Below are 18,767 nucleotides of genomic sequence, written 5' to 3'. Positions count from 1 at the left end.
TTCCCACCCCGGGCCATGATGAGGCTCTCCTGCCGCCGCCCGCGAACGAGCCTATGTCTACGCCGCAAGCCACCCCCAGCTCCCTGTCGATCACGTTGCAGATCGTCTCCATCGTTTTCTATACCTTCATCGCCTTCCTCTGCATCGGTCTGCCGATTGCGGTGTTGCCGGGTTATGTCCATGAACAGTTGGGCTTCAGTGCGGTGGTGGCCGGGCTGACCATCGGTTCGCAGTACCTGGCGACCCTGCTCAGCCGCCCCATGGCCGGGCGGGTGTCGGACAGCGTCGGGACCAAGCGGGCAATTGTCTACGGTTTGTCGGGCATTCTGCTCAGCGGTGTGCTGACGTTGATCTCGACCTTGCTGCAAAGCCTGCCGCTGCCGAGTCTGGTGATCCTGATCGTCGGCCGCTTGCTGCTTGGCGTGGCCCAGGGCTTGATTGGCGTTGGCACCATCAGTTGGTGCATGGGCCAGGTCGGCGTGGAGCACACGGCCCGTGCGATCTCCTGGAACGGCATTGCGTCCTACGGCGCCATTGCCATCGGAGCCCCGCTGGGGGTGGTGATGGTGGGTGACCTGGGCTTCAGCAGCCTGGGGATCGCGCTGTCGCTGTTGGCCGGCGCGGCGCTGTTGTTGATCCGTAACAAACCTTCGGTACCGGTAGTCCGTGGCGAACGCCTGCCCTTCCGGGCCGTGTTCGGACGTATTGCGCCGTACGGGGCCAGCCTGAGCCTTGCCTCGATCGGCTACGGCACTCTCACCACGTTCATTACCCTGTTTTATGTCAGTCGTGGCTGGATCGGCGCGGCGTGGTGCCTGACGGTATTCGGTATCTGCTTCATTCTTTCGCGCTTGCTGTTCATTTCCAGCATTGCCCGCTTCGGTGGTTTCAACTCGGCCATTGCGTGCATGAGTATCGAAACCTTGGGGCTGGTGTTGCTCTGGCTGGCGCCTTCCCCCGCATTCGCATTGGTAGGCGCCGGGCTGGCGGGTTTCGGGTTGTCGCTGGTGTATCCGGCGCTCGGGGTGGAAGCCATCAAGCAAGTGCCGAACACCAGCCGTGGCGCGGGGTTGAGCGCCTATGCGGTGTTCTTCGACCTGGCCCTGGCGATTGCCGGGCCATTGATGGGGGCGGTGGCGTTGAACATGGGCTATTCGTCGATCTTTTTCTGCGCCGCCCTACTGTCGGTCACCGGGCTGGGGTTGACCCTGCTGCTGCGTCGACGCGCCGAGCAAGCCCCTTACTGATCGGCCGTGCGCATACCGGCCGGGGTCGGCTTGCTCAGGGCCTGACTGAAGAAACGTCCCGCTTCGGAAATCATCGTGCGGTGGATGTCCTTGCGGTCGACACCGTCGGCATCGGTGCACAACGCAGGCATCGCGGCAATCTGCTCATCGGTGCAGGGCGCCAGGAAGACAAAGTGCCCTGCTCCGGCCAGGGTCTTGAAATCCGGCGCGGTGGGCAGCTTGCGGGCCAGGGCGGCGGCATTCTTGTCGAAGGCCACCAGTTTGTCGCCATCGCCGCTGTACAACAGCACCGGCACATGGACGTCAGCCAGGGTATGGCGACCGAACTTCAGGCTCAACGGCGCCATCAACAGCAATGCCCGGACCCTGGGGTCGGCCATCGGTTGCAGATCGTCGCGGTCGGCAATCAGTTCACCCTGGGTGTTGCAGGCGTCACGGTCGTCCGGCCGCTCCTGGCAATACCGGCGCAGGCGATTGAGATCCGGCGTGGCGCCGGACAGGATCAGTGCGGTTTCTCCACCTGCGGAATAGCCGATCACCCCCACCTGCGTAGCATTGACGAACGGCGACAGCATCGGATCGTTAAGGGTCGCGGTGATGGCCTCGGAAATCTGGATCGGCCGCCCGTAAAGGTTGCTCAGGGTTCCCAGCCGGCTGTGGTCCTGGGCATTGTCGCCAGGGTGGATCACCGCGACCACGACGAACCCCTTGCGCGCCAGTGAAGTCGCCAGATCGTGCAGGGCCAGCGGTGTACCGGTGTTGCCGTGGGAGAGCATCAACATGGGAAAGCGGCCGATGGCAATCCGGGCGTCCGGCGCGGCGTCGATCTGGTAGCCGCCCAGTTGGCTGGTCTGCTCCCTGGCGATAGACGGATAAAAAGCGATGGCGTGCATCGGCTGGTGATCCAGCGGATCGAGAAAGCTCAGCTCATGGAAGCCGGCACTCCAATTGGGGTGCAACGCCGGTGCGGCCTGCACCGTAACCAGACTGCCAAGCAGGCAAAGCAGTAACCCTGCACCAAGACGCATCATCGAATCATCCACCTTCACCAGCGGACAGGAAGGCCCCGTCGCTCGCTGCCTGGACTTGCATGGCCTACGCCAAAAGCCCGATAAGCAGAATACAGCGTTTCATGAAGGTTTCGATATTCATCAATGTCAAAGGGGGTGACGCTACTCTCACCGCCACCCAAAACGCGAAAGCTATGGACAGTCAGCATGGAGGTGACTGATACACCGTCATCGCGAGCAGGGCTCGCTCCCACCGTAGATTGGTAGTGAATGCAAATCTCACGGTCACCCAAAAACCCGTGTGGGAGCGAGCCTGCTCGCGAAAGCGGTGGGACAGTCAGCATAGGGATGACTGGTACACCGTCATCGCGAGCAGGGCTCGCTCCCACAGGGATTTCAGGGCTTGATGACTCTGTGCAAGCCTTACGCGGCAGCGAACTGTTCGCCGATCTGCGCCTTGGCTTCGCTCATGGCCTTGTTGCGCATGTCATCCCCGTAGGCCAGGCCCTCGGCGCGGACGATTTCGATGTCGGTGATGCCAAGGAAACCAAACAGCAGCTTCAGATAGTCTTCATGGCCCACACCGCTCGGCTGGCCAGCATGCAGGCCGCCGGCAGTGGAGACAATCACCAGTTTTTTGCCGCCACACAGGCCTTGCGGGCCGGCTTCGGTGTAGCTGAACGTCTGCCCCGCCACGGCGATGCGGTCGATCCAGGCTTTGAGCTGGGTCGGGACGGTGAAGTTGTACATCGGGGCCGCGATCACGACCGCATCCGCCGCGAGGAACTCAGTCATCGTAGCGGCGCTGAGGTCGGCTTCGTGCTGCAGCGCGGCGTCACGCAGTTCAGCGCTGGTACCGGCCGCAACCAGCGTCTGTGCGGAAAAGTGACTGATCGCATCGGCGGCCAGGTCGCGATAGGTCACGACCACGTCTGCTTCGGCGTCTTTCCAGGCCTCGACCACGTCACGGCTCAACTGGCGGGAGGCGGAGTTGTCGCCAAGGATGCTCGAATCGATGTGCAGAAGTTTCATATGAATGCTCTCCAATGAGGATCGCTACCGGGCGATCGAATGGAGACCATCCTACCGATGAAACCAATGGCCGATTAGCCCGCAATGATGCGATAGTTCGTTCCACTGATAGGACAATAGAGCGCGCCATGCAAGACCTCAACGATCTCTATTATTTCGCCAAAGTCGTCGAAGCCGGTGGCTTCGCCGCAGCCGGCCGCACCCTTGGCATCCCCAAGTCGCGACTGTCCAGGCGCATTGCCGAACTGGAAGACCGCCTCGGCGCCCGCCTGCTGCAACGTACCACCCGTCAATTGAAACTGACGGCGGTGGGCGAACGTTACCTGCGCCATTGCCAGGCCATGTTGCTGGAGGCGGAAATGGCCGACGAAGCGGTGGCGAGCATGTCCAGCGCGCCCCGTGGCCGGCTTCGGGTTTCAAGTCCGGTGGGGCTGGCCCACGAAATCCTGGCCGGGGTGGTGGCCGATTTCCTGGAAAAATATCCCCAGGTCCAACTGGAGGTGATCCTGGTCAATCGCCGTGTCGACCTGGTGAGCGAGGGCATCGACGTAGCGTTGCGCGTGCGCGACCTGGGTGACGAAGACCCGCTGCTGATGACCCGCCGATTGCGTCAGGCACGGTTGATCATGGTCGCCAGCCCGGCCTTCGTCGAAGGGCGGCGGATCGAAACCCCCGAAGACCTCAAACAGGTCCCGGTGCTCGGAGCCCTTGAGAGCGATCGTCTGGTGCATCTGCGCCTGCACAGCACCGACGGGCAGATCGCTGAATTGGCCCTCGAGGCCCGCCTGGGCATTGACGATTTCATTGTCCGTCACGCCTGCGTCCTCGCCGGCCTGGGCTTTACCTTGTTGCCGAGCATGTATTGCGAGCAGGAGCTGAAGGACGGCACACTGGTGGAATTGTTACCGGGATGGTCGCTGCCCGATGGCTGGCTGCAGGCGGTCTATCCCCATCGCCGGGGCATGTTGCCGGCGGTACGCGCATGGCTTGACCATCTGGTGGAAGCCTTCAATCGGTGTGGAGAAAGGACGTTATGAGTTTGAGCGAAGAGGACGTCGCACGGTTCTGCCTGGGCTTGCCTGGCGCCAGGGAAGATTACAAATGGGGTGGCGTGCGGGTGTTTTCCATCGCCGGGAACAAGATGTTCGCCCTGCAGGGGCTGCGCAGCGACTCATTGGCGTTCAAGGTCGACAAGGATCTGTTCCTGGGACATTGCGACCGACCGGGCATCCATCCCGCCCCGTACCTGGCGCGAGCGCAATGGATCATCATGCACACGCCCTACCCCTTGGGGGCTGAAGAACTGCATGGCCTGCTGCGGCGCTCCCACCAACTGGTGGTCAGCAAGCTGCCCAAGCGCACGCAGGTCGGTTTGCTATTGCCGTGATATTAAACCCAGGCCAGCAGATGACCGCCCAGGAACAGCTGGTCGACCCAGAACGCCTGATGCAGCAGCACGATGAACCAGAACACCACCTGGAACGACACCTTGCGGGTCTTGTGTCGAAAGACCTGCTGGGCCAGCAACGCCCCGGGCCAACCGCCGGCCAGCTCCACGGCGTGCAGTACGTTCTCGGGGGTGCGCCAGGCGTCGGAGCGCGCCTTGCGCTTGTCACTCCAGTACAGCAGGAACGCCACGACGCTGACGATCCCATAGGCCGTCAACGGCACCCATGACGCCTCCTGCAACCCGAGCAGCAGCGAGCCCGTCAGCGGCAGTGCGCACAGCAGCCCGAACACGATCAACTTGAGCCGCAGGTTCTGCACCGCTCCACCGGTATTGCCGGCAGTGTGTCTGCGTACGCCCGAATCATTCATGGATGGGCCGTCGTCCAGTCGACCCAACCGAATTGCCAGGTCGCCAGGATCAACAAGCCGAACACGATCCGATACCAGGCGAACACCGCGTAGCTGTGGCTGGCGATGAACCGCAGCAGTCCCCTGACCGCGATCATGGCGAAGATGAACGCGGTGACAAAACCGATGGCGAACACCGGGAAATCCGCCGGTACGAAGAGTGCGCGGTATTTGTAGCCCGAGTAGACAGCCGCGCCCACCATGGTCGGCATGGCCAGGAAGAAGGAGAACTCGGTCGCGGTCTTGCGCGAAAGTCCGAACAGCAACCCGCCAATGATGGTCGATCCGGAACGGGAGGTACCGGGAATCATCGCCAGGCATTGGGCCAGACCGACCTTGAGCGCGTCTTTCCAGGTGATCTCGTCCACCGTTTCGGCGTGCACCTCATGCTGGCGCCGCTCAGCCCACAGCATGACAAAACCACCCACCACCAGCGCGGCGGCCACGGTGATGGGGTTGAACAGGTATTCGTGGATCAGATCGGCAAACAGCACGCCCAGCACCACGGCGGGCAGGAAGGCCACCAGCAGGTTAGCGGTAAACCGCCGGGCACCGGGTTGGGTGGGCAAACCCAGTACCACGTCGAAGATCTTGCGCCGGAACTCCCAGACCACCGCCAGGATCGCCCCCAACTGGATGATGATGTTGAACGCCATGGCCCGTTCCCCACCGAACCCAAGCAAGTCGGCGGCAATGATCTGGTGTCCCGTGCTGGAAATCGGCAGGAACTCCGTCAGACCTTCTACAATGCCAAGAATCAATGCCTGAAAGGCCGTCCACAAATCCATTCATCCCCCAAGAAAGGCCCTGTCAGGCAGAGCCCAATCGATAATCAAGTGTCATGCCAGTGCGCGCAGCGGGTGCACGATACCTGCGCCCTTGCCCAAAAAACCAATGAAAAATCAAAGACAGCCTCAGGTTTTGCGTTGCGAGGCCGAAATCCTATCAGACAAGCCCTCATAACGCCGCCGCGTTATGACCCAGGGGGCGATCCACCGGCCGTGGATGACAAGAACAAGAAACTGGAGTGACAGCGTATGAATAGCTTGCGCAATGTGTCGATCAGCCGACGCTTGTGGCTCATCCTCGTCGTGGCCATCTTGATGGTATTCACGTTGGGTGCCTTGATGCTGAAACAGATCCACGGCGATCTCTATCAAGCCAAGGTGCAGAAAACCGAACATGTGGTCCAGACCGCCAGTGGCGTGCTGAGCTATTACCATGGCCTGGAAACCGCTGGCACCCTGACCCGCGAAGCGGCCCAGAAGCAGGCTCTCAGTGCCGTGCGTGGCCTGCGCTACAACGAGACAGACTATTTCTGGATCAATGACCTGACACCGGTCATGGTCATGCACCCCACCAACCCGAAGCTCGAAGGCCAGAACCTCTCGGCGGTCCGCGACCCGAACGGTTTCGCGCTGTTCAACGAGATGGTCACCATCGCCAAGGCCAAGGGCGCCGGGATGGTGAACTATCTGTGGCCGAAACCGGGGGCCGAGGCACCGGTCGCGAAAACCTCCTACGTCAAACTGTTCGAACCCTGGGGCTGGATCATCGGCTCGGGCGTGTACGTGGATGACGTGCAGGCCGAGTTCCAGGCTCAACTGATCAAGGCCTCGCTGGTCGGCTTGTCGATCGTATTGATCATGAGCCTGCTGCTGACTCTGATCGTGCGCAGCATCGTGCGTCCTCTGCAGGAAACGGTGAATGCCATGGCCAATATTGCCAGCGGTGAAAGCGACCTGACCCGCACCCTCGACACCCATGGCCAGGATGAAGTCACCCAACTGGCGCGACACTTCAACGCGTTTACCACCAAGTTGCGCCAAGTAATAAGCCAATTGCAGGACTCGGCCAGAGCGCTGGGGCAATCGTCCAATGAACTGGGGAGCGACGCCGCCCAGGCCCAGGAACGCAGCCAGCAGCAATCGCAACAGATGGAGCTGGTGGCCACGGCCATCAACGAAGTGACCTATGGCGTGCAGGACGTCGCCAAGAACGCTGAACACGCCGCCAGTGAAATGCGCGACGCCGAATCCCAGGCCCAGCAGGGCCAGGTCAACATCGACGGCAGCTTGCAGCAGATCGACCGTCTGTCCCAGACCATCGACCAGGCGGTGGAGGTGATTCGCACCCTGGCCAGCGAAAGCACCCAGATCGGCAGCGTACTGGAGGTGATCCGCTCCATTGCCGAGCAGACCAACCTGCTGGCCCTCAACGCCGCGATCGAGGCCGCTCGCGCCGGGGAACAGGGCCGGGGCTTTGCCGTGGTGGCCGATGAGGTGAGGTTGCTGGCCCAGCGCACACAGAAGTCCACCGCCGAGATCCAGGGGATGATCGAACGCCTGCAGACTCACTCCGAAGCCGCGGTGAAAGTCATCAGCGACAGCAGCCGCGCCTCGCAACTGACCATCGAACAGGCCGGCCTGGCGGGCGCCAGCCTCAATGCCATCGGCCAGGCCCTGCGCAATCTCAACAGCCTGAACGCCTCCATCGCCAGTGCAACCCTGCAACAGGCCCACGTGGTAGAGGACATCAACCAGAACGTCACCCAAGCCGCCGGCCTTTCCCACAGCACCGCCATCGCGGCGGAACAGTCGAGCCTGGCCAGCACACGCCTCAAGGCACTGAGCGAACAGCTTAACGGCCTGCTCAAACAGTTCCGGGTCTAAGGGCAACGCTTGCATCCAGCGCGGATGCAAGCTGACCCACTGCTATCGCGAGCAGGCTAGCTCCCACAGGTTTCGCTGGAGACCACAGATCCTGCGATCAACCTGGAACCCCTGTGGGAGCCGGGTTTGCCCGCGATAACGCCGGCACATCCAATACACCTGTAACAGACACACCGCCTTCGCGGGCAAGCCCGCTCCTACAGGTTTCTCTGGCAACCACAGATCCTGCAATCAACCTGGAACCCTGTGGGAGCGAGCCTGCTCGCGAAGCGGCGGCCCAGCCGTCTGGCCCCTGATCGTCACCCACCGTCGGTCGCCCCTCCCACACAACGCCCTTGACGACTTACCAGGTTCTGAGGTTTCCTGAAACCGGTTTCATAGCCACTAATAAATCCAACAGGCAGGTTCCACCGTGAATTCTTTCTCCGCCGCCCAGCGCAGCCGCGTGACCATGCTCGATGTCGCCGAACGCGCCGGGGTTTCCAAGGCCAGCGTCTCGCGGTTCATCGGCGAGGATCGCGCCCTGCTCTCCGAGGCCATCGCCCGGCGCATCGAGCAGGCGATCAGCGAGCTGGGCTATCGCCCCAACCAGATGGCCCGCGGCCTCAAGCGCGGCCGCACCCGCCTGATCGGCATGCTGGTGGCTGATATCCGCAACCCCTATTCAATTGCCGTGATGCACGGCGTGGAAACCGCCTGCCGCCGCCACGGCTACAGCCTCGTGGTGTGCAACACCGACCGGGATGACGAACAGGAGCGCCAGCACCTGGCCCTGTTGCGTGCCTACAACATCGAAGGGCTGATCGTGAACACCCTGGGTCATCACCGGGATGAACTGCTTGAGCTGCGCAGCGAAATGCCCCTGGTGCTGGTGGACCGCAAGGTCGATCGGCTCGAAAGTGACCTGGTGGGCCTGGACAACCCGGCGGCGGTGAAGATGGCCCTCGACCATCTCGAACAGCGCGGCTACCGCGACCTGCTGATGGTGACCGAACCCTTCGACGGCACCAGTTCCCGGATCGAGCGGGTCGAGAGCTTCAAGTCGGGCATCGAACGACGTCCGGCCCTGGCCGGCGCCGTGGTGGAAATCCGCGACCAACTGACGGCTCGGATCAAGACCTTCCTCGCCCAGCCGGGCCCCGGCCCCAAGGCGCTGTTCTGCGCCAACGGCATTGCCGCCCTGGTCGCCACCCAAGTGCTGCGCGAATTGGGCTGCCACCTGTTCGACGACGTGGGGTTGATCGCCCTCGACGACCTGGACTGGTACCCATTGGTGGGCAGCGGCATCACCGCCCTGGCCCAACCGACCGCCGAGATCGGTGCCAGTGCCTTCGAATGCTTGCTCAAGCGCTTGCGCGGTGACAACGGGCCGGTGCAAACCCTGGATTTTGCGGCGCAGTTGATTGAGCGTGGGTCGACCCAGGGGACGGAACGGTGATGGCCCAATCGCGAGCAGGCTCGCTCCCACAGTGGAACTGGGGAGCATGGACGATCCCTTGTGGGAGCGAGCCTGCTCGCGATGGGGCCCTCAAGCAGAACCTTTTTTTTGAACAGAACTGAAACCGGTTTCAGAGGTGTAGAACAATGAACAAGCCACCCGTTTCCATCAGCCTGTCCAGCTACGGCGCCGACTTGGTGCGCCAGCAAGGCCAAGGCCGTTTCACCACGCTATTGGCCGCCGCCGGCGCCTCACGGATCGAATGGCGTGAAGAACTGCTCACCCACGAACAGCCCGCCGAGCTGGCCGCCAGCGCCCAGGCCCAAGGCCTGCAAAGTATTTTCTCGTCGCCCCTCGAGCTGTGGCTTGCCGACCGTGCCCAGCCCAATCCCGCGCTGTCGCCGGCCTTGCAGCGTGCCGAAGCATTTGGCTCGAAATGGCTGAAAGTCTCACTCGGGCATTTCACCGACACCCATGACTTGGCCAGCCTGGCGGACATCCTCGCCGCGAGCCCGGTGCAGTTGCTGGTGGAGAACGACCAGACGACGCAGGGCGGCCGGATCGAACCCTTCCAACGGTTCTTCGCCGCCACCGAGCGCCAAGGATTGCCCATCGGCATGACGTTCGACATTGGCAACTGGCAATGGCAGGACCAATCGGCGGCCATGGCGGCCCGCGAACTCGGACGCCACGTGAGGTATGTGCATTGCAAGGCAGTGGCCCGGCGCGACGACGGCAAGCTGATTGCGGTGCCGCCGGCGCTGACCGATCTGCATCTGTGGGAACAGCTGTTCAAGCAGATGCCCGTCGACGTGATGCGCGCCGCCGAGTACCCGCTGCAAGGCGATGACTTGCTGCAATTGACCGCTGAACACGTCGCCACCCTTGCCAGCCTCGGGCAAGCACGCCGGGAGCCTGCCCATGTCTGAGTTCGATGTCTTGTCGTTCGGCGAAACCATGGCGATGCTGGTGGCCGACAGTTGCGGCGACCTGGCCCGCGTCAACCATTTCAGTAAACGTATCGCCGGGGCCGACAGCAACGTCGCCATCGGCCTGGCGCGGCTGGGCTTCAACGTGGCGTGGTTGAGCCGGATCGGAGCCGATTCCCTGGGACGTTTTGTCGTGCAGACGCTGGAGCAGGAAGGCCTGGATTGTCGCCACGTGGCGGTCGACCCAACGCACCCCACCGGGTTCCAGTTCAAATCCCGTAGCGACGATGGCTGCGACCCGCAGGTGGAGTATTTCCGGCGCGGCTCGGCGGCCAGCCATCTGTCGATCGACGCCATTGCCCCGGCGCTGCTGGGCGCCCGGCACTTGCATGCCACCGGTATCGTGCCGGCGTTGTCGGTGACGGCCCGGGAGATGTCCCTTGAGTTGATGACCCGCATGCGCGAGGCCGGCCGCAGCCTGTCCTTTGACCCCAACCTGCGACCCAGCCTGTGGTCCAGCGAGTCGTTGATGATCAGCGAAGTCAATCGCCTCGCCGCCCTCGCCCACTGGGTCTTGCCCGGGCTGGAAGAAGGCCGGTTGCTGACCGGTTTCGACGACCCGGCCGACATCGCTGCCTTCTACCTGGATCAGGGCGCCAAGGCTGTGGTGATCAAGCTCGGCGCCCAAGGCGCCTACTACCGCACGCCGCAGGACCAGGGCTTCGTGGCTGGCGTGCCGGTGGGCCGAGTGGTGGACACGGTAGGCGCTGGCGACGGGTTTGCCGTCGGCCTGATCAGTGCACTGCTGGAAGGCCGGGACATCACCGAGGCCGTGCAGCGCGCCAATTGGATTGGCAGCCGCGTCGTACAGAGCCGCGGAGACATGGAGGGGTTGCCGACCCGGACCGAGTTATCGGCTGAATTTGAGGGCGTCATTCGCGAGCAGGCTCGCTCCCACAGGGGCCTGACGTGCGAGCAATGACAGCCTGAAGAATAGCGCACATACACCTGCTGCAACAAAAACAACAAGCTCAGGAGTCAACGACATGCAAACGCTCAACCTCGCCACCCGCCGCTGGTGGTACATCATGCCCATCGTGTTCATCACCTACAGCCTGGCCTACCTGGACCGGGCCAATTATGGCTTCGCCGCAGCCTCGGGCATGGCCAAGGACCTGATGATCACCCCGGGACTGTCGTCATTGCTCGGCGCGCTGTTTTTCCTCGGCTACTTTTTCTTCCAGGTGCCGGGGGCGATCTACGCGCAGAAACACAGCGTGAAGAAACTGATCTTCGTCAGCCTGATCCTCTGGGGCTCGCTGGCGACGTTGACCGGCGTGGTGTCCAACGCCTACTGGCTGATCGTGATCCGCTTCATGCTCGGCGTGGTCGAAGCCGCCGTGATGCCGGCCATGCTGGTGTACCTGTGCCACTGGTTCACCCGAGCCGAGCGCTCGCGCGCCAATACCTTCCTGATCCTCGGCAACCCGGTGACCATGTTGTGGATGTCGGTGGTGTCGGGTTACCTGGTGCAGCAATTCGACTGGCGCTGGATGTTCATCATCGAAGGCCTGCCGGCAGTACTCTGGGCCTTCATCTGGTGGCGCCTGGCGGATGACCGTCCGTCCCAGGCCAAATGGCTCAGCGCCCAGGAAAAACAGGACCTGGAAAGCGTGCTGGCGGCCGAACAGGTGGGCATCAAGGCGGTGAAGAACTACGCCGAGGCCTTCCGCTCGCCCAAGGTCATCATCCTGGCGTTGCAGTTCTTCTGCTGGAGCATCGGCGTCTACGGGTTCGTGCTGTGGCTGCCGTCCATCCTCAAGGCCGGCCTGCAAATGAGCATGGTCGAGGCCGGATGGCTGTCGTCGTTGCCGTACCTGGCGGCCGTCGTCGCCATGCTTGGCGTGTCCTGGGCCTCGGACAAGGCACAGAAGCGCAAGCGTTTCGTCTGGCCGCCGCTGCTGGTGGCCTCCATCGCGTTCTACGCCTCGTACCTGCTGGGGCCTGAGCATTTCTGGTGGTCCTACAGTTTGCTGGTGATCGCCGGCGCCAGCATGTACGCACCCTACGGGCCGTTCTTTGCCATCGTTCCGGAAATCCTGCCGGCTAACGTCGCCGGCGGCGCCATGGCGTTGATCAACAGCATGGGCGCGCTGGGCTCCTTCGGTGGTTCGTACCTGGTGGGCTACCTCAACGGCTCCACCGGCTCCCCGGGCATGTCCTTCCTGCTGATGAGCGGCGCATTGCTGCTGTCAGTGGTGCTGACCCTCGCCCTCAAGCCCGGCGCCAGCGACCGGACCATCTCCAACCCCGCGACGCCAGACCCGGCGCCCACCCGTTCCTGAATCGAGGTCCCTCCCATGAAAAAGCACGTGGTGTTGTACAAAGCGCTATCACCTCAGTTGATGGCTCGCCTGCACGCCCAGGCCCAAGTCACGCTCATCGAACGCCTCGATGCCCAAGGCCTGGCGCAACTGCGCGACGCCCTCCCTACAGCCCACGGCCTGCTGGGCGCCAGCCTCAAGCTGGACGCATCCCTACTGGACCTGGCGCCGAACCTGCAAGCCATCGCCAGTGTCTCGGTGGGGGTCGACAACTATGACATCGACTACCTGACCGAACGCCGGATCCTGCTGAGCAATACCCCGGACGTGCTGACCGAGACCACGGCCGACACCGGGTTCGCGCTGATCCTGGCGACGGCCCGCCGCGTGGTGGAACTGGCCAACCTGGTTCGCACGGGCGGCTGGCAACAAAGCATCGGCCCGAGGCATTTCGGTACCGATGTCCACGGCAAGACCCTGGGCATCATCGGCATGGGCCGCATCGGCGAGGCCTTGGCACAGCGCGGCCACTTCGGCTTCGGCATGCCGGTGATCTACCACAGCCACTCGCCCAAACCTGCCGTCGAGCAGCGATTCAATGCGCGCTACTGCTCGCTAGAAGCGCTGTTGCACGAAGCCGACTTCGTTTGCCTGACCCTGCCATTGACGGCAGAAACCCAAGGCCTGATCGATGCACAAGCGTTTGCGCAGATGCGCCCCGAGACCCTGTTCATCAACATCTCCCGGGGCAAGGTGGTGGACGAAGCGGCGCTGATCGACGCCCTGCGCAACGGCCAGATCCGTGGCGCCGGGCTGGACGTGTTCGAACGCGAACCCTTGGACCCGGACTCGCCGCTCCTGCGCATGGACAATGTGGTGGCCACCCCGCATATGGGGTCGGCGACCCACGAGACCCGAGAGGCCATGGCCCGCTGCGCGGTGGACAACCTGCTGGCGGCATTGGCGGGAGAGCGGCCGATGAACCTGGTGAACCCGGGGGCGTGGAAAGGCTGAGTTTTTTTTCGCCAGATCGCTGCCATCGTAAGCGTTTGCGGTGGCAACGATGTCGAGCAGAGACCAAAACAGCCACATTTCCCTGAATAGCCATCTCTCAGCGCACTCATAGCCTGAAAATTATTTACGAATCACCCCGCCTCAAAAAAAGTAAACCCCTCAAGTTGATGAAACGGCAAGGCAAAACAGCAATTTTCAACATTTCCTCGAATTCCTACGCACGCCTCCTACTAAACGCCAAGAACAGACCTACGACATCGTCGGAAGTCGCACAATAGTCCATCAAAGACTCCACTGTTATTAATTAGTCACTTGCGCAAACACGCAAGTTAGGCGATCGCTTCGCGACGCTGACCAACTATGCAGGAGTAATTGATATGGGTAGCAAACGCTCTGAAATAAATACCTTCGATGGTCTGCCGCAAGCATTGGGCTTCTCCAAAGGTCTACTGCCAACTGAAGCCAACTTCTTCGCCTCGCTGACCGATTAAGTCAGTGACCGATTAAGTTAGAAAAAGATGCCGAAAGGGCTTCCTTTCGGCATCCAGACAATTGGAGAACACTATGTCTGAACGCGAACTACCCCCTAATGAAGCACTGTTCCAGATCATGTCAACCATCCATACTCTTGGATTCAGAGCAGCGACGCATTACGCAACACCATCCAAACTGGTAGCGACCGCCGAGCTTTTCGACAACAGCAATAACCTTGTGGGAACAGGTGCAGGCAAAGGGCTGGACTCACTAATTGGTGCGCTGGCAGAAAGCATTGAGCACTTCTGCACCTTTCAGCCCTATACCGACGCATCCACACTGCTTCGCTCAGACAACATCTCCACTCAAGCAACAGTCGCAAAGGATGGCTTTTTTATTAACCTTCCGTACAACGACGAGCTAATTGACTGCTACAGACTTACATCGTTTGGAAATAATGACGAATTATTTGCTCCATGTGCCCTTCTTTGTCCCGGAACCGCACAAAACAGAGCAGACGACAGCCTCGCATTGCAGTTCCTGTCTCGCTATTCTTCCAACTCAGGAATCGCTTTTGGCTGCACGAAAAACGAGGCGTTGTTGCATGGAGCTCAAGAAGTTATCGAAAGACATATCCTGTCCCTCTTCTTTATGGGTGTCTGCGGGCTAGGCCCGACAATTAACTTGTACAGTCCATCTGAAGATTTACTTGAAGCGGCGTTACTGAACCATCCTTTCGCTTTGGCATCCGCAGGCAGGCTACAGATCATCATTATCAAAGATGTACTATCTGTCTACTTCGCAGTGGCGTTTCCCAAAGCAGGACCTGGGCATTACCATCTATCCCCTATTGGCTCGGGTTGCTCGTTGGATATCCATATTGCTATCCAGAGAGCTGTGACCGAACAATTCCAATCTGAAGAATTGTATGGCGCATCTGAAGATCTTGCAGACAGAAAGACCTTTGACTTACTGTCAAGCTCAGAGAGCCTTAAAAAACTGATCGACTTCGCACCACTCAGAAGCACGCCCTTCCCTATAATTGACGCCCCCTCAGACGAACATAATGAAACCGTCGAATCCCAATTAAAAACCTTACAAAAAACGCTATCAAACACCGGAAAGAAACTCTTCCATCGAACGATCGCCAGTTTTTCAAGCAACAGCATAGTTACCCAAACCTACATCCCAGGACTTGAACGCTTCAATATAATTCGAAACGGGCGCCCGGTCACACCTCAGTACATATTACTCCGCTAAATATTCAGAATTTTCAGCGATTGGGAGTGGGTTCATGAGTACCATACAAACAATAATTAAAAGCGCCTACCAGAAACATACAGCACTTCTGATCGCCACCCTCATCACGATCCTGGCGCTCAAACTGATCGTGCTCGCTCCGCCACTTATCCTTGGAACAATCATCGATACACTGCACGGCGATAAATCCGTAGCGTCCGGCACACTGCAGATGCTGACGGTGGGGCTGATTGTCGCCGGTTGCATGCACGCCATCATCAGTCCGTTGCAAATACATGTGCTGTGCAAACTGGTCCAGCACATTGTCATGACGGCCTCCATTGATTGGATCAGGAGCCTGATACGCAAGGAATTTGTCCTGTTCAACGCGTGGCGAATGGGCCACTTAATCAAGTCGGTTGAACGAGGAATCACCGCTCACGAACAACTGCTGACGTTTCTGATCACCGTGGCGCTGCCGGTGTGCCTGGAATTTGTAGTGGTTGGCGGTGCTTTCCTTTATATGGGGGGTAGCGCAGTGTTCCTGAGCATGACCGGGCTTGGAGTCGTTTATCTGCTGGTTACCCACAAAATTATTCGCTGGCGCAGGAAACACATTGATGCGGTCAACGAGCAGGAAGATGAACTCAGTGCCCGCTTATACAGCACCCTCAGTGCCGGTAAAGCCATCAAACTGGAATGTGCCGAGTCTACGGCGATGCTGCCGTTGAACCAGGCTTTCGAGCGATACGCTACGGCTGCAGTAACCACGGCTTCTTCAGGCGGTCTCCTGAGTGCCGCCAAAATTCTGTTCGTCAGCCTGTCCACCGGCGGGTTGCTGTGTTGGGGAGTCGTGGATCAACTGTCGGGCCAACCCAGCATCAGTGTCGGACAACTGGTTGCCATCTTCTCGATTGCAGGGACTTATCTACTCAGTATTGCCACCTTGACCGAGGGCTATCGGGTGCTTGACCAGTTCCTTGCTGATCAGCGGCAGTTCCAGCATTTGCTATCGCTAGCGGATTTCGATCATTGCGAGCGGCGGACAGTCATGGACTTTCCAGGCAACTCAATATTGGCACTCGCGCCCTGTGCTGTGACAGAAAATGGCAAACCTCATCTGTCAATCAAACACCCCCTGAACTTTACCCAGGGCCAATCGGTGGCCATTACGGGACCAAGCGGCGCAGGTAAATCCACCTTTCTAGAAGTGCTCGCCGGGCTCAATGCGTTGACGCGAGGCCACCTGAATATTGATTCGGTATCGGTTTCGCTGTTGACGCGCCAATCACACCTGACTGCCTTGAGGTACTGCCCTCAACAACCACGGTTTCTCGAAGGCTTTTTTGAGAGTTCGGTCCTGTTCGGCAGCGACGCATCACCGCTGCTGTCTCAAGCCATACGGCGACTGCAACTTGAGGACGTCATGGACCGGCACATCAGCGAAAACGCAGCGAATATTTCCGGCGGCGAGGCCAAACGCTTGTCACTGCTGCGCCTGATCAACAAACCTGGGAAATTCAACCTGTTCGACGAACCTAGTGCATCCATCGAACCCAGGTTGACCGGGCCGCTGTGGGATTTGCTGTTCGAGGTGTTTGCCGATCGCGGACTCATCTGCGTGACCCATGATGTCGACCATTTGCATCGCTTTGATCGGGTCATTGTGATGGACGGCGGCACGATCGTGGATGAAGGCCCGTGGCGGGAGTTGGTCAGCAGGCCGGCGGTTAAATTGTTGCTGGATGAGATCCGGCACTAGTATCGCTTTTTCCGTCTCTATCGCGAGCAGGCTCGCTCCCACAGGACTTGCGGTGTGCCCAATAACTGAGGCTGTCACTGGCCCATGTGGCGAGGGAGCTTGCTCCCTCGCCACATGGGCTATAGCGACTAACGCGTCTCGACGTTGTCGAGTGCGCGGTTTGCCAACAGGGTACCCAGTTCGATCAGCTGTTGGATGCCCAGGAGGAAATGCCGGCGTGAACCCTCCAGGTCGAAGGCCAGGTCGTTGACCATGACGTTGGCTGAAGCCAGGATTTCGCTGAAATTGGCGAGCGGGCTTTCGGTGTCGATGTTCTGGTTGACGATGAGTGGCGGCCATACGCGGGTTGGTAGATCGGTGACTTGGAGAACCGGCGCGTCCGAAGACGCCCTGTGCATGACCGCCATAAAACAGATACCGAAAAGGCCTCTGTTACAGGGGGCTGTGCGACAAGTCAAAAGCCGGGCTACCAAACCCGATCGCTGATTCATCAGCGACCCGGAAACGATAGAACCTGCCTTCCAAGCGCACAAGCCGGCAGATTCTGGCGCAGTTGTAGGTAATGGCGCAAGACAACGTAGCCTGTTCCAGAGCGCTCCTACGTCCGGATAAACACCCCCCCGTTTTGTGCGTGCTTTGCAGCTCAAGCGGGATCAAACCCTCCCCCACAATGTTCCCCAACCGATCACAATTGTGAACACCCGATCAAAATCCCGTTAGTCGCCACCCCCCGCCATGCATTAAAGTAACGCCCCCAGCCCGGGCGTTATCCGAATGTCCTGGGCCACCCTTTCCAGGAACCGTCACCGATGGAACATCGTGAAGCGCTGCTTGCGCTGCGAACCTTTCTTTCAACGCAGATCCTCGGGCAGGAAAAACTCATCGAGCGCCTGCTCATCGCCCTGCTCGCCGACGGCCACATGTTGGTGGAGGGCGCGCCGGGCCTGGCCAAGACCAAGGCCATCAAGGAGTTGGCTGAAGGCGTCGAGGCGCAGTTCCATCGCATCCAGTTCACTCCCGACCTGCTGCCCGCCGACATCACCGGCACGGAGATCTACCGTCCGGAAACCGGCAGCTTCGTGTTCCAGCAGGGGCCGATCTTCCACAACCTGGTGCTGGCGGACGAGATCAACCGCGCCCCGGCCAAGGTCCAGTCGGCCCTGCTGGAGGCGATGGCCGAGCGGCAGGTCAGCGTCGGGCGTAGCACCTATGAGCTGTCGCCGCTGTTCCTGGTCATGGCCACGCAGAACCCGATCGAGCAGGAAGGCACCTATCCGCTGCCCGAAGCCCAGCTCGACCGGTTCCTGATGCACGTCAAGATCGGCTTCCCGGATGCTGCGGTGGAACGCCGCATCCTGCAACAAGCCCGGGGCGAAGCGCTGCACGGCGAGACCACGCCGGAGCGGCGGGTGAGCCAGCAGGCGATCTTCTCCGCCCGCAAGGAAATCCTCGGCCTGTACATGGCCGACGCCGTGGAGGAGTACCTGGTTCAACTGGTCATGGCGACCCGCACCCCGGCCAAGTTCGACCCGGAGCTGGCCGAGTGGATCGCCTACGGCGCCAGCCCGCGGGGTTCGATTGCCCTGGACCGCTGCGCCCGCGCCCACGCCTGGCTCGCCGGACGGGACTTCGTCAGCCCGGAAGATATCCAGGCCGTGCTGTTCGACGTGCTGCGCCATCGCATCATCCTGTCGTTCGAAGCGGAAGCCGCGGGCATCGATCAGGACCGGGTCGTGCAGCGGATTCTCGACGTCGTCGCTGTCGCTTGA

General features: G+C 60.6%; 17 protein-coding genes. 12 read left to right on the top strand and 5 right to left on the bottom strand.

Annotation, left to right across the window (positions count from 1 at the left end):
* The first annotated feature begins 53 nt into the window (after positions 1-53).
* A complete protein-coding gene (locus LOY35_RS13565; protein WP_258633240.1) occupies positions 54-1,247 on the top strand; it encodes an MFS transporter in 1,194 nt (397 codons plus the stop codon).
* Here the strand turns inward: LOY35_RS13565 and LOY35_RS13560 are convergent.
* Both LOY35_RS13560 and LOY35_RS13555 read right to left on the bottom strand, forming a co-directional pair.
* On the bottom strand, positions 1,241-2,278 hold the full coding sequence (locus LOY35_RS13560) for a dienelactone hydrolase (RefSeq protein ID WP_258633238.1): 1,038 nt from the start codon (positions 2,276-2,278) through the stop codon (positions 1,241-1,243). The genes LOY35_RS13565 and LOY35_RS13560 overlap by 7 nt on opposite strands.
* A 402-nt stretch (positions 2,279-2,680) precedes the next feature.
* Positions 2,681-3,289: an FMN-dependent NADH-azoreductase gene (locus tag LOY35_RS13555; protein ID WP_258633237.1), complete on the bottom strand. Its 609-nt coding sequence runs from the start codon at positions 3,287-3,289 to the stop codon at positions 2,681-2,683.
* Between the two features lie 128 nt (positions 3,290-3,417).
* On the opposite strand from LOY35_RS13555, the gene LOY35_RS13550 reads away from it, so the two are divergent.
* A complete protein-coding gene (locus LOY35_RS13550; RefSeq protein ID WP_258633236.1) occupies positions 3,418-4,326 on the top strand; it encodes a LysR substrate-binding domain-containing protein in 909 nt (302 codons plus the stop codon).
* Complete coding sequence (locus LOY35_RS13545; RefSeq protein WP_055126865.1) at positions 4,323-4,676, top strand: MmcQ/YjbR family DNA-binding protein; 354 nt, start codon at positions 4,323-4,325, stop codon at positions 4,674-4,676. The genes LOY35_RS13550 and LOY35_RS13545 overlap by 4 nt, the downstream gene beginning before the upstream one ends.
* Positions 4,677-4,678: 2 nt before the next feature.
* Here the strand turns inward: LOY35_RS13545 and LOY35_RS13540 are convergent, their stop codons facing one another.
* On the bottom strand, positions 4,679-5,107 hold the full coding sequence (locus LOY35_RS13540; RefSeq protein WP_258633233.1) for a DUF1294 domain-containing protein: 429 nt from the start codon (positions 5,105-5,107) through the stop codon (positions 4,679-4,681).
* Positions 5,104-5,934 (bottom strand): undecaprenyl-diphosphate phosphatase, encoded by an 831-nt coding sequence (locus tag LOY35_RS13535; RefSeq protein ID WP_258633231.1) that lies wholly within the window; start codon positions 5,932-5,934, stop codon positions 5,104-5,106. Before LOY35_RS13535 ends, LOY35_RS13540 begins: the two co-directional genes overlap by 4 nt.
* Before the next feature lie 249 nt (positions 5,935-6,183).
* On the opposite strand from LOY35_RS13535, the gene LOY35_RS13530 reads away from it, so the two are divergent.
* The 8 genes from LOY35_RS13530 (at position 6,184) to LOY35_RS13495 (ending at position 16,998) form a co-directional block, all read left to right on the top strand.
* Entirely contained in the window at positions 6,184-7,818 is a 1,635-nt protein-coding gene (locus LOY35_RS13530) for a methyl-accepting chemotaxis protein (protein ID WP_258633229.1), read from the top strand.
* Positions 7,819-8,230: 412 nt separating this feature from the next.
* The gene (locus LOY35_RS13525; RefSeq protein ID WP_309475910.1) at positions 8,231-9,256 is read left to right on the top strand and encodes a LacI family DNA-binding transcriptional regulator; all 1,026 of its coding nucleotides are present in this window, start codon (positions 8,231-8,233) and stop codon (positions 9,254-9,256) included.
* Positions 9,257-9,402: 146 nt separating this feature from the next.
* On the top strand, positions 9,403-10,185 hold the full coding sequence (locus tag LOY35_RS13520; RefSeq protein ID WP_258633228.1) for a sugar phosphate isomerase/epimerase: 783 nt from the start codon (positions 9,403-9,405) through the stop codon (positions 10,183-10,185).
* Positions 10,178-11,167 (top strand): sugar kinase, encoded by a 990-nt coding sequence (locus tag LOY35_RS13515; RefSeq protein ID WP_258633225.1) that lies wholly within the window; start codon positions 10,178-10,180, stop codon positions 11,165-11,167. Before LOY35_RS13520 ends, LOY35_RS13515 begins: the two co-directional genes overlap by 8 nt.
* A 64-nt stretch (positions 11,168-11,231) precedes the next feature.
* Positions 11,232-12,530 (top strand): MFS transporter, encoded by a 1,299-nt coding sequence (locus LOY35_RS13510; RefSeq protein WP_258633223.1) that lies wholly within the window; start codon positions 11,232-11,234, stop codon positions 12,528-12,530.
* Between the two features lie 15 nt (positions 12,531-12,545).
* On the top strand, positions 12,546-13,523 hold the full coding sequence (locus tag LOY35_RS13505; RefSeq protein ID WP_258633219.1) for a D-glycerate dehydrogenase: 978 nt from the start codon (positions 12,546-12,548) through the stop codon (positions 13,521-13,523).
* 564 nt (positions 13,524-14,087) lie between these two features.
* A complete protein-coding gene (locus LOY35_RS13500) occupies positions 14,088-15,257 on the top strand; it encodes a YcaO-like family protein (protein WP_258633217.1) in 1,170 nt (389 codons plus the stop codon).
* Positions 15,258-15,291: 34 nt separating this feature from the next.
* A complete protein-coding gene (locus LOY35_RS13495; protein ID WP_258633215.1) occupies positions 15,292-16,998 on the top strand; it encodes an ATP-binding cassette domain-containing protein in 1,707 nt (568 codons plus the stop codon).
* A 128-nt stretch (positions 16,999-17,126) separates the two neighbouring features.
* Here LOY35_RS13495 and LOY35_RS13490 read toward each other — a convergent pair whose 3' ends face one another.
* On the bottom strand, positions 17,127-17,405 hold the full coding sequence (locus tag LOY35_RS13490; RefSeq protein WP_258633214.1) for a DUF6124 family protein: 279 nt from the start codon (positions 17,403-17,405) through the stop codon (positions 17,127-17,129).
* 402 nt (positions 17,406-17,807) lie between these two features.
* On the opposite strand from LOY35_RS13490, the gene LOY35_RS13485 reads away from it, so the two are divergent.
* Complete coding sequence (locus tag LOY35_RS13485) at positions 17,808-18,767, top strand: MoxR family ATPase (protein WP_024779683.1); 960 nt, start codon at positions 17,808-17,810, stop codon at positions 18,765-18,767.

The organism is Pseudomonas sp. B21-028, from assembly GCF_024749045.1.
Classification (GTDB): Bacteria; Pseudomonadota; Gammaproteobacteria; order Pseudomonadales; family Pseudomonadaceae; genus Aquipseudomonas.
Note: the sequence above shows the minus strand (reverse complement) of the source record. Positions and strands in the feature narration are given on the sequence as shown.